At 70.9% G+C, this 10,489-nt stretch carries 12 protein-coding genes and 1 pseudogene; 8 read left to right on the top strand and 5 right to left on the bottom strand.

What is annotated here, in order from left to right:
* Positions 1-1,039: pseudogene (locus EIO58_RS18685) on the top strand (acyltransferase); the annotation flags it as partial.
* Positions 1,040-1,146: 107 nt separating this feature from the next.
* Positions 1,147-1,272 carry a hypothetical protein gene (locus tag EIO58_RS19490; protein ID WP_274543196.1) on the top strand — a complete coding sequence of 42 codons (126 nt, stop codon included), beginning with the start codon at positions 1,147-1,149 and terminating at the stop codon, positions 1,270-1,272.
* A 16-nt stretch (positions 1,273-1,288) separates the two neighbouring features.
* On the opposite strand, the gene EIO58_RS06880 is transcribed toward EIO58_RS19490, so the two are convergent.
* Entirely contained in the window at positions 1,289-1,855 is a 567-nt protein-coding gene (locus EIO58_RS06880) for a uridine kinase family protein (RefSeq protein WP_127818898.1), read from the bottom strand.
* A gap of 152 nt (positions 1,856-2,007) precedes the next feature.
* Here EIO58_RS06880 and EIO58_RS06875 point away from each other — a divergent pair, with 152 nt between their 5' ends.
* The 3 genes from EIO58_RS06875 (at position 2,008) to EIO58_RS06865 (ending at position 4,643) form a co-directional block, all read left to right on the top strand.
* Entirely contained in the window at positions 2,008-2,565 is a 558-nt protein-coding gene (locus EIO58_RS06875) for a hypothetical protein (RefSeq protein WP_127818897.1), read from the top strand.
* Positions 2,566-2,600: 35 nt separating this feature from the next.
* Positions 2,601-3,038 (top strand): hypothetical protein, encoded by a 438-nt coding sequence (locus tag EIO58_RS06870; protein WP_127818896.1) that lies wholly within the window; start codon positions 2,601-2,603, stop codon positions 3,036-3,038.
* A 105-nt stretch (positions 3,039-3,143) separates the two neighbouring features.
* Positions 3,144-4,643, top strand: coding sequence for an HNH endonuclease signature motif containing protein (locus EIO58_RS06865; protein WP_127818895.1), 1,500 nt, complete (start codon positions 3,144-3,146; stop codon positions 4,641-4,643).
* Positions 4,644-4,894: 251 nt separating this feature from the next.
* Here EIO58_RS06865 and EIO58_RS06860 read toward each other — a convergent pair whose 3' ends face one another.
* Together EIO58_RS06860 and EIO58_RS06855 are read right to left on the bottom strand one after the other, a co-directional pair.
* The gene (locus EIO58_RS06860) at positions 4,895-5,782 is read right to left on the bottom strand and encodes an EamA family transporter (protein WP_127818894.1); all 888 of its coding nucleotides are present in this window, start codon (positions 5,780-5,782) and stop codon (positions 4,895-4,897) included.
* Complete coding sequence (locus EIO58_RS06855; RefSeq protein WP_127818900.1) at positions 5,779-7,044, bottom strand: serine hydrolase domain-containing protein; 1,266 nt, start codon at positions 7,042-7,044, stop codon at positions 5,779-5,781. Before EIO58_RS06855 ends, EIO58_RS06860 begins: the two co-directional genes overlap by 4 nt.
* Positions 7,045-7,125: 81 nt before the next feature.
* Between EIO58_RS06855 and EIO58_RS06850 the strand changes: the two genes are divergently transcribed.
* Together EIO58_RS06850 and EIO58_RS06845 are read left to right on the top strand one after the other, a co-directional pair.
* Complete coding sequence (locus EIO58_RS06850) at positions 7,126-7,452, top strand: DUF2470 domain-containing protein (RefSeq protein ID WP_127818893.1); 327 nt, start codon at positions 7,126-7,128, stop codon at positions 7,450-7,452.
* A gap of 44 nt (positions 7,453-7,496) precedes the next feature.
* Positions 7,497-8,153, top strand: coding sequence for a biliverdin-producing heme oxygenase (locus tag EIO58_RS06845; RefSeq protein ID WP_127818892.1), 657 nt, complete (start codon positions 7,497-7,499; stop codon positions 8,151-8,153).
* 20 nt (positions 8,154-8,173) lie between these two features.
* Here EIO58_RS06845 and EIO58_RS06840 read toward each other — a convergent pair whose 3' ends face one another.
* Together EIO58_RS06840 and EIO58_RS06835 are read right to left on the bottom strand one after the other, a co-directional pair.
* Complete coding sequence (locus tag EIO58_RS06840; RefSeq protein ID WP_127818899.1) at positions 8,174-9,547, bottom strand: ATP-dependent DNA helicase; 1,374 nt, start codon at positions 9,545-9,547, stop codon at positions 8,174-8,176.
* 15 nt (positions 9,548-9,562) lie between these two features.
* Entirely contained in the window at positions 9,563-10,060 is a 498-nt protein-coding gene (locus EIO58_RS06835) for a MerR family transcriptional regulator (protein ID WP_127818891.1), read from the bottom strand.
* Positions 10,061-10,111: 51 nt separating this feature from the next.
* Between EIO58_RS06835 and EIO58_RS06830 the strand changes: the two genes are divergently transcribed.
* Positions 10,112-10,489, top strand: a 378-nt coding sequence (locus EIO58_RS06830) for an NAD(P)/FAD-dependent oxidoreductase (protein WP_164861563.1), incomplete at its 3' end; no start/stop codon positions are given.

Here is a 10,489-nt window from a genome sequence, read left to right as displayed (position 1 = left end):
CGCGCGGGCCGACGCATCCGTCGTCCTGCAGCGCGCATGGAGCGAAGACCTGGGCCTCTTCATCGACCGCCCCGGCGTCGCCGCCTCGGTACGAGCCCAATGCGATGCGATCGAGATCGCCGATCTGCTGCTCGGCGACGTGCCCCCGCAGGCACCCGCTGAACTGCAGATCCGTCGTCTTCGGGACTGGCAGGATGCCGCCACCGGCGCCGTCGCGCCGCTCGACGCCGGCGGCAACCAGGTGGCGGGCCTCGGGTTCGCGAACGACGATGTCGCGTACCACGTGCTGAGCGTCGGGTACGCGCTGGATCTGCTCGGATCGGCGTTTCAGGCTCCTCTCACGTGGGTGACGGCGGCGACGCCCGAACGGGTGGTCGCGTTCTGCGACAGCCTGCCGTGGACCACCGACGCGTGGAACGCCGGCCACCACATCGACGGCTTCGGCACCGCGCTGCTGTGGACACGGCGGGCGGGGCATCCGATTCCCGCCGGTGTGGAGGAGTCGCTGTTCGGCTGGCTGCTCACGCACGCCGATCCGCAGACCGGCATGTGGGGCTCGCCGACCGCCGACCGCGGGCTGCTGCCGGTCGTGAACGGGTTCCACCGGGCCACCCGCGGCACGTTCGCGCAGTTCGGCATGCCGCTCCCCTACGCGGAGCGCGTGATCGACACGGTCCTGCGGCACGCGCGCGACCCGCGCTGGTTCGCCCCGGGCGTGCGCGACGCGTGCAACGTGCTCGACATCGTGCGTCCGCTGTGGCTCACGCGAGGGAGCGGATACCGCGGCGACGAGGTGCGAGCACTCGCGACGCACCTGCTGTCGGACGCGCTGTCGATGTGGGTTCCCGGGGCCGGGATGTCGTTCCGCGAGCCGAGCCCCGCCTCCCACGGGATGGCCGAGACCGAACCCGGACTGCAGGGCACCGAGATGTGGCTCGCGATCGTCTGGTACCTCGCCGACCTCGTCGGCGTCGCGCACGCTCTCGCGTACAGGCCCCGCGGCGTCCACCGGCCCGAGCCGGCGCTCCCGCTGCGGTAGCCAGCCACGGCAATCATGCTGTTGCTCACGCGACGACGGATGCCGCAGCCGAGCTGATCGCGCGCAAGTCGGTCACGCGCGAACTCGGCGCGGGAAGCGCACCCGACGTGCTGGAACGCTTCGCCGCCGACGAGCTCGATCGGGCGGAGCGCTACGAGGACGTGTCACCGACGAAAGACGCCGCGGCCGTCCACGCGGAGGCGGAGGCGCTGTTCCGGCGGACCGTCTGCTGAGCCCCCGCACCGCCTCTCAGCGGAAGAGGACGTCCGCGTGCTTGCGCGGCGAGAAGCGTGCCTCGAAGTCCCGCTCGTTCGGAACCCACACGTCGCGCCACAGTGAGGTGTGGTCGCGGTCGAGCTCGGCATCCCGTCGCATCCCACGCTCCGTCGCTGTCGCGAGAGCGACGTCGCACCACACCGTGAGGTCGAGGGCGTCGAGCGCCTCCGGGTGGAACAGCCCGACGCAGTCCACGAGGAGGATGCGTCCCGACGGCACGGGCTCAGGTTCGCCGAGCGCACGCCGGGACCAATCGAATCGCCGGAAGGTGGAGGCCCGCTGTTCACGGAACGGCGCCAGGACCTCGGTCACGAGCCTCACCCGTTCGACGCCATCCCAGTCCGGCGATCGGCGATGCGAGCGCACCGGGTCGAGGAAGTCATCGCCGCGCATCCGCACCGCGCCGTCGAGGCGCGCGACGAGGCTGCGCGCGAGCGTCGACTTGCCCGCACCGCCGTAGCCCGAGATCCCGATGACGATCGGCCGGGACGCGGCCTGCGCGAGCTTCGCGACGACGCGTGTCAGCTCATCGGGATCCATCCGCCCACTCTAGGACCGGCGTGACGGCCCCGCGCGCGTGTGCGCGGGGACGGCGTGACGGCCCCGCGCGCGTGTGCGCGAGCACCAGCAGCGGGTCGCGTGCACGGCAGGGCGCGGTTGGCTTCGCCGCGATTGCGTGCGAGCATTCGCGTGTGAACCGCGTGGCCGAGCTCGCTCTTGGGGCATCCGCTGCTGTCGTCATCGCGCTGTCGCTCTCGGCGTGTGCGGCGTCAGCGGACGAAGTCGTCGCCGATCGAACTGCCGACGTCCCGGTGGCGGCCCCGATGCCGGCACCCGCGCCGTCCAACGCGCCAGAGTCACCGAGTCCTTCGCCGGCGCATCCCGTCGATCCGCGCGACACCGCGTACGAAGCCGAAGTCGCCGCCTGGACCGATCCGATTCCTCCGGGGTACACGTGGCCCGACTCGATCACAGGCCTCCCGGCCGGGCGCTGGCACGGAGACGGTGGTTCCCCCTACACGAGTGCAGCCGGCATCTACCACTGCATGTTCGTGTACGCGGCTTGGAATGCCTACTTCGTCGACAACGACGCGCCCGCATCCAAGGAGTACGCCGCCCGCGCCGACGTGACGATGCCTGAAGTGCCCTATCCGTTGCGGGTGACCCGCGACGACGGGACCATCGACGACCAGTCTCTCGCGAGCGAGAGCGGCATCTGCAGCGGCCTCGTCGGGGACCTGCGCCCGTGAGAGCTCGAATGCAGGCTCGCGCTCGGACTCGCCTGTTGACGGCACACCCCGACACCGAGGCTGCCGAGGCGCCGCGACCGCTGTCCGCGAAGGACCGGCGCATCGTCGCGTGGACGATCGCCCTGATCCTCCTCGGCGGTTACGTCGTCGTGCAGGTCATCGGTCTTGCGACCACGAAGGACGCGGTGCCGCCGTCGTGGGTGATCACCGTGCCGACGGGCGCGACGATCGTGGGAGAATCCCGGATCGATTACGAGCCCTACCGGGCCACGACGTACGTGACGGTTCGTCCCGAGGACGGTCGCAAAGCCGAAGAGCTCGTCGAGCAGATGGGGCTGTCGGAGCAGCCGACTCAGCTCGGTCCGACCCCGCTGGACTGGCGTCCGCTCTGGATATACAGCAGACCCACCCCCGACGGTGTCGAGCTGCGGCTGGTGTACCGGCGAGACTCGAGCGACGAGATCGCGCCCTAGGGCCAGACCGTGGCGGCGAGAAGCGTTATGTGTTCGTGATTTTTTCGCCCCTCCAACGGCGCGTGAGCCACAATGAATGTCGGTGGACCTTCGTACCTTTGTTCTATGAGTTCTTTCGGGTCGGCATCACCGGCGCTACGGCTGACGGATGCCGCTGCCCGCGTCGCCGACCGGCTCGGGACCGGCGACCTCGTTGTCGCCGGGCTCGACGATGACGACCTGCTGGGTCTGCTGGCCGACGCGACCGAGGCGCGCAAGGCGCTGGAGCTGATCGTCGCGACGGGCTCCGCCGAGGTGGCGCGCCGATCCGCTCGCGACCTCGGATACGGCGGGCTCGCGCAGAAGAGGGGTCATCGCACGGGCACCGGCCTCGTGCAGCAGATCACCGGCCTGGCGCGCGGTGATGTGACCCGCGCGGTTCAGGCCGGTGAAGATCTCGCGCCGGTCGTCTCGGTCGTATCGGTCGAGCGGGGTGCTGAGGCGACGGATGCCGCGATCCCGGCTCTCCCCGCGGTGTCGCAGTGGCTGCAGCTGCTGCGCGAGGCGCTGTCGTCAGGGCGGATCACGCAGGCGCAGTTCCACGCGATCCGCGCCGGCCTGGGCGAGCCGCCGGTCGATCGGTATCCCGACCTCGATCCGCAGTTCCTCCCGGCCGCATGGGCACGCGCGGTCCACCTGCTGCTCGATGAAGCAGACACGCTCACGGTGGAGGATCTGCGCAACCAGGCGCGCGTCGCGCGCGATCGGCTCGACCCCGTCGGGGTCACGCTGCGGTTCGAGGAGCGCTTCGCGGCGCGATCCTTCCGTACGTGGGCAGACGGGTCCGGGCAGCGCCATGCCCGCATCGTGTTCGACGATGACGCCGCCGCCTGGATCGATGCGATGCTCCAGGCCGCCTTGCGACCTCGCAGAGGCCCCCGATTCGTCGGAGCCGACGCCGTCGAGAAGTCGAAAGCGGTCAAGGCCGATGATCGCACCAACGAGCAGCTGCAGTACGACACGATGATGGCCGTGCTGCGCACGGGTGCGAACGCCGACCCGACCCAGGCGTTCGGCGACCGGCAGCCCGGCGTCCGCATCGTCGTTGAGGCATCCGCGATCGTGGCTGCGGACGAGCGCGGCAGCATGCAGGTGACCGGCGTGGGGCATCTTGAAGACGGCGGGCAGGCGGTACCCGCCGGAGTGGTGGAGAAGTACCTGTGCGACGCGGGAGCCATCCCGATCCTGTGGGACGCAGACGGCCGCCCGCTCGACGTCGGACGCGAACTCCGGCTCTTCTCCCGCACGCAGCGGCTCGCGATCGGCACGCGCGACGGCGGCTGCATCTGGCCGTCGTGCTCGGCTCCGATCTCGCAATGCGAGTTCCACCACATCGACCACTGGTGGGAGCATCACGGCAGAACCGATGTCGACGATGGGGTCCCCCTCTGCCGGAACTGCCACCTGCGACTCCACAATCAGGGTTGGCGCATCACGCGACACCGGGACGAGGAGACCGGCATCGACACGTATTGGCTGCACCCACCGCCCGATCCGCAGACCGGCGAGTTCGGAGAGCCGACCCGATTGAGGTCCAAGTCGCCTCGAAGATTCACCGCGGCCTGACGCCGACGATCGCCACGCCGGGTGCGGATCGGATCCGCCGCGCGTGTCGCTGCTGCCCGAGCTCCGCGCGCGCGACTCCACCGCCCCCGCCCGCTGACGTCCGTCCGACCCCGCCGGACGACGTGGCTTCGAATCTCGGAAAGCCCACGCGTTCCGGACCAGCGGCGGCCGCGGCATCCGGAAACACGCACACCATCCGAGTCCCGGATCCGAGATCCGGGCCGACAGCGACGGATGCCGCCACCCGCGGTTCAGGCGAGCGGCTCGGCGGCCTCGCGCGCAGCGCGCGTCGACGAACGCACCGCGCCGATGCTCGCGAGGATGACGAGTGCGATGCCCACCACCTCGGGCCACACCAGGTGCTGGCCGAGCAGGACGAAGCCGGCGAGCGCCGCGGTCGCGGGGGCGAGGCTCATGAGGATCGCGAAGGCCGCGGCCGGCAGCCGCCGCAGCGCGATGAGCTCGAAAGCGTAGGGGATCGTCGACGACAGCACCGCGACGGCCGCCCCGAGGGCGAGCAGGTCGATCCGCAGGAGTGCGGCTCCGGCATCCGCGATCCCGAAGGGCAGGGCGATGACGGCACCCATCGCCATCGCGAGCGCCAGCCCGTCGAGCCGGGGGAATGTCCGGCCGACACGCGCCGACGCGAGGATGTAGAAGGCCCAGCTGGCCGCGGCGCCGAGGGCGAAGAGTACGCCGACCGGGTCGAGCCGGTCCCATCCGCCGCCGCCCAGCGCGACGACGCCTGCGAGCGCCAGCAGGGCCCACAGCCACGCCGACGCGCGGCGGCTCGCGACGATCGAGAGCACGAGCGGACCCAGTACCTCGATCGTGACCGTCACGCCGAGCGGCAGACGCTCCAGCGCGAGATAGAACAGCCCGTTCATCACGGCGAGCACCAGGCCGAAGAGGGCCACGGCGCGCCAGTCCGCGCCGGAGTGCCCGCGCAGCCGCGGCCGCGCGATCAGCATCAGCACGACGGCCGAGAAGACCAGCCGCAGCATGACCATCCCGAGCGGCCCCACCTGCGGGAACAGCAGCACCGCGAGCGACGCGCCGACCTCCTGGCAGGCCAGTCCTGCGATCACGAGCAGGATCGCGGGAGTCGGCGTCGAACGACCTGCCGGGTGCGCGGTCACCCCGCGGGCGGCGCGCACACCGCCGCGGCCGTGATCGCATCGTGGTACTGCTCCGGCGTCCACGGCAGGCCCGCCTCAGGGATCGCCGCGCCGCCGGCCGCAGGCGCCTTCGACGCGATGGCCGCGAGCTCCCATGCGAGATAGGAACCGACCTGCGCCGCGGCCGCGGAGTTGTTCAGGACGACCGCCACCGTCAGTCCGCTCGACGGGTCGGAGAACGCCGCGGTGATGTACCCGGGCACCTTGCCCGACTGCCCGACGAGTGAGGCGGCCAGCAGCGCTCCGCCGTCGGCCACGTACCAGGAGGGTCCGTCTGCAGTGACCGGCAGAGGTGCGTCGAACCTCTTGTCGGCCGGCGCCAGGGCACCGGCGGCGAGCGCCTGGGCGTACCGGCCGAGGTCGTCGATGTCGGTCACCGCGCCGGCGTCGGTGTAGCCGATCGTCCACGAGGCGTCGGTGAGGTCGCGCGGCTGGGCGCAGTCCACAGCGCCGCCCTCGCCCGGGAGCGACTGACCGCCGGCCAGCACCGCCTCGCCGTCGAGCGCGCCCAGCGCCGTCGCCTCCAGATCGAGCGGATCGACCACGTAGGTGTGGATGAGCTCGGCCGCGGAAGTGCCGGTCGCGCGCTCCAGCGCGAGCCCGAGCAGGACGTATCCGGCATCCGAGTCGCGATATGCGACCCCCGGCTCGCCCGACCGCGGCTGTCCGAGCCCGAAGGTCGCGAGATAGCGCGGCTCCCACTGCCGCGCCGGGTTCGTGAGCCACGACGAGTACAGCTTGCCGGTGAACGACCCGATGCCCGACGTGCCGTCGCACAGCTGGCCCAGGGTCACATCGGCCAGATCGGGCGCGCCCGACACGTACTCGGTGACGCTGTCGTCGAGCTGCACCGTCCCGACCTCGGCCAGTTGATACAGCACGTCGCACGTCATCGCGCGGGTGACCTTGCCCGCGCGGAACTGCATGTCGGCCGTCACGGCTCCGCCGCCGTCGGGGCGCTGCGTGCCGATACCGGTCACCCATTTCCCGCCCCACGGCGCCCACACCCCTACGATGGCCCCGGACGACCCGGTCGCCTCCATCGCGTGCGTGACGGCCCCCTGCAGCCGCTGCACGATCTCGTCGGGGAAGGATGCCTCGGCCTGCGGCGGCATGTCGACCTCGACGTGCCGGTCGGGCGAGCATGCCGACAGGGCCAGCAGCGACGCCACGGCGCCCGCGACCACCGCGCTGGCGCGGTGGATTCTGGAGCGGGTCCGCATGCTCACCCCCCGATGATCGTGCTTTGAATTCAAACACACCCCGGTGCCTTCCGCCCGCGCGGCCGTCCGTAGGGTGTAAGCATGACGCATCACTTCGACGGCACGGTGCTCGCCGGCGTGCTCGGCCACATGAACGGCGACCACGCAGGCGACAACCTCCTCATCGCCCGGGCATTCGCCGCGGACGCCGGAATCGCCGAAGCCGCCGTCGTCGCGTCGCACATGGAGGGGTTCGACGGCGACGGCGGCCGGTGGGCGGTCGCACTCGCCGACGGCTCCACGGCGGTCGTCGCGGTGCCCTGGCCGGGCGGCCCCATCTCGCAGCGCCCGGAGGTGCGGCGCGAGGTCGTCGCTCTCTACGACGAGGCATGCCGGCGGCTCGGAGTCGAGCCGCGTCCGCACGCGTGAACCGACCGTAGGTTAGGGCACCCTAAACCTCGTACACTGGGCGCATGAGCGACCCGATCCCGTTCTCCTCCGCCCTCCGCGAGCGATCCAACCGTGCGCATTCGTCGAGCGAGACGGCCGGATTCATGGCCGACCTCATGAAGGGCGAGGGCACACGCGAGGACTACATCGCGCTGGTCGCACAGCACTGGTTCGTCTACGAGGCGCTGGAGCGCACCGCGAGCCGGATGCGCAACGACCCGGTGGCCGCGGTGTTCATCAGCGACAGGCTGACGCGCCTGCCCGCGCTCGAGGCCGACCTCGAATACCTCGTGGGCCCCGACTGGCGCGACCGCATCGAGCCGCTGCCGACCACGAAGAGGTACGTCGACCGCATCAACGAGGTCGGCGCGACGTGGGCAGGCGGCTTCGTCGCCCACCACTACACGCGCTACCTCGGCGACCTGTCGGGCGGCCAGTTCATCGGGCGCCTCATGGCCCGGCGCTTCGGCTTCGACACCAACGGCATCGGTTTCTACCTCTTCGAGGACATCGCCGACCCGAAGGCCTTCAAGGACGTCTACCGCGAGCAGCTCGACGCCGCTCCCTGGGATGCCGCCGAACAGGAGCGCGTGATCGGCGAAGTGCTGCTCGCGTACCGCTTCAACACCGAGCTGTTCGACGACCTCGCGGCTGCGAAGGCCTCCGTCCGAGTCGCCTGACCCGCCGGAGGCGTTCCGCATCAGGAGGCCGCGGGCCGGCGCACCGCCGACGCCATGAACCGCTGCACATCCGGGTCGACCTGGATGTCGCGGGGTCGCAGCGGCCGCGACAGGTAGAGTCCGTCGAGCGAGGTGAGCCGCGACAGCGCCACGTACGTCTGCCCTGGTGCGAACGCCCCGGAGCCGAGGTCGATGATCGCGCGGTCGTACGTCTTGCCCTGCGACTTGTGGATCGTCACCGCCCATGCGAGCTTCAGCGGGAACTGGGTGAACTCGGCGACGATGTCGCGCGAGAGCGACTTCGAGCCGGGGTTGTACGAGTACCGGTACTTCTCCCACACCGACGGCTCGACATCGAACTCCTGCCCTTCGACATCGACCCGCACGGTGTCGCCGGCGATGCGGGTCACCGTCCCGATCGTGCCGTTGACCCACCGGGGCGGCTCGCCGAACGACGCGGTGTCGTTGCGCAGGAACATCACCTGCGCCCCGACTTTCAGCTTCAGCTCGACGTCTGCCGGGTAGGCGGCATCCCCCCGTCCGAAATCGCCGTTGACCTCGGCCACCGCGGTCTGCTCACGACCCACGAGCTCGTCGAGGTGTCGGCGGTTGATGTTGTTGACGATGTCGTTGCGAGTGGCGAGCGTGATGATCGGGTGCTCGCCGTCGGCGGGATCGGGCGGGGTGCGGGCGCCGGTGTCGTTGAGGATCTGGGCGATGTCGGCGGTCACGCGCCCGTAGCGCACGGCGTTGAGCATGGCCTTGAACGCGGGGTCGGCCTGCCGGTGGATGTCGACCAGCTCGCGGATGTTGAGCTCGGCGCCGTACGACCCGACATCGAGGATGCCGTCGCTCGCCGCCTCGCCGACCCACACCTTCGCATCGAAGAACCAGAACGAGCGATAGTGGTCCTGCACGTACCGCAGCTCGTCGCCGCGTGGGGGCACCGGCGCGAGCTGATACGGGTCGCCGAACATCACGACCTGCGTGCCGCCGAACGGCTCGCCGCGCCGGCCCCTGGCCTGGCGCAGCGCACGATCGATCGCGTCCATGAGGTCGGCGTTGACCATCGAGATCTCGTCGATCACGAGCGTGTCGATGGCGTTGAGCAGCTTGCGCGTCGCGTCGGACTGCGCCTCGTCGTGGGCGCCGATGACACCGAGCGGCAGCTTGAACAGCGAGTGGATCGTCTGCCCCTCGACGTTCAGCGCCGCAACCCCGGTGGGTGCGCACACCGCGATCTGCTTGCTCGTGTTCCACGCCAGATGCTGGAGCAGCGTCGACTTGCCGGTGCCCGCGCGGCCCGTCACGAACACGTGCTCGCGCGTGTCTTCGATGAGCCGGAAGAGCGCCTCCTGCTCGGACGAGAGCGCGAGACCGGCGGACGTGGGCATGGTCACCGATTCATGCTAACGACCGGAGGGCCGGGCCCGGCCCTCCGCGCGGGCATCGGTGGACGGCATCCGGTCATCCACAGGCGCGGCGCCGGGCGGCGGCTCGGCGTCGCGCCAGGTCCCGGTGCCCGCGACGACCTCGTCCATGATCGAGCGGAACCGCGGGCACGTGGTGATGTCGTGGGCCCGGCAGCGCAGTGCGTGCTCGGTCATGCGCCTCGAGCGCTCCATGTCGGCCATGCGGCGGTCGAGCTCGGCGAGGTGCTCCTCGAGCACGCGGTGCCGCTCGGGGGCGTTCTCGTCCAGGAGCACGCCGATCTGCTCGAGGCTCATGCCGGCGGCCTTGCTGCGCACGATGACGCCGATCCGCACGAGGTCGTCGTCGCCGTAGCGCCGCCGGTCTCCGGTGTCGCGCTCGGGCCGCAGGAGGCCGACGTCCTCCCAGTGGCGCAGCACGTGGGTGGGCAGTGCGAACCGGGCGGCGGCATCCCCGATCGACAGGCTTGACTTCATGTCGACATGAAGTCACAGGATCGTTCCCGACGCAAACCCGAAGGGATCGACATGCTCTACGACGCCATCGTGATCGGAGGCGGCCCCGCCGGCCTCCAGGCCGCCCTCACCATCGGCCGCATGCACCGCGAGGTGCTGCTGCTCGACTCGGGCGAGTACCGCAACGCCACCGTCTCGCACGGCCACAATCTCGTCACCAACGACGGCCGCGACCCCGCCGAACTGCGCGCCACCGCACGCGCCGAGCTTGCGGCGTACCCAACCGTCGAGGTGCGCGACAGGGCGGCCGAGTCGGTGTCGGGCACCCTCGGCGACTTCCGCGTGACGCTCGCCGACGGCATCGAGCGCGCGCGCCGCGTCGTGCTGGCGACCGGCATGCGCGACGAGCTGCCTCCCGTGCCGGGTCTCGCCGAGCAGTGGGGCCGCCGC

The organism is Microbacterium sp. CPCC 204701, assembly GCF_004010105.1.
Classification (GTDB): Bacteria; Actinomycetota; Actinomycetes; order Actinomycetales; family Microbacteriaceae; genus Microbacterium.
This window is presented reverse-complemented; position numbering and strand designations above follow the sequence as displayed.

Excerpts from the sequence above, each read along its gene's own strand:
- EIO58_RS06880 (WP_127818898.1), bottom strand. The coding sequence starts at position 1,855 with ATGGATCCCGATGAGCTGACACGCGTCGTCGCGAAGCTCGCGCAGGCC.
- EIO58_RS06865 (WP_127818895.1), top strand. The coding sequence starts at position 3,144 with ATGAGTTCTTTCGGGTCGGCATCACCGGCGCTACGGCTGACGGATGCC.
- EIO58_RS06855 (WP_127818900.1), bottom strand. The coding sequence starts at position 7,044 with ATGCGGACCCGCTCCAGAATCCACCGCGCCAGCGCGGTGGTCGCGGGC.
- EIO58_RS06850 (WP_127818893.1), top strand. The coding sequence starts at position 7,126 with ATGACGCATCACTTCGACGGCACGGTGCTCGCCGGCGTGCTCGGCCAC.
- EIO58_RS06845 (WP_127818892.1), top strand. The coding sequence starts at position 7,497 with ATGAGCGACCCGATCCCGTTCTCCTCCGCCCTCCGCGAGCGATCCAAC.
- EIO58_RS06840 (WP_127818899.1), bottom strand. The coding sequence starts at position 9,547 with ATGCCCACGTCCGCCGGTCTCGCGCTCTCGTCCGAGCAGGAGGCGCTC.
- EIO58_RS06835 (WP_127818891.1), bottom strand. The coding sequence starts at position 10,060 with ATGAAGTCAAGCCTGTCGATCGGGGATGCCGCCGCCCGGTTCGCACTG.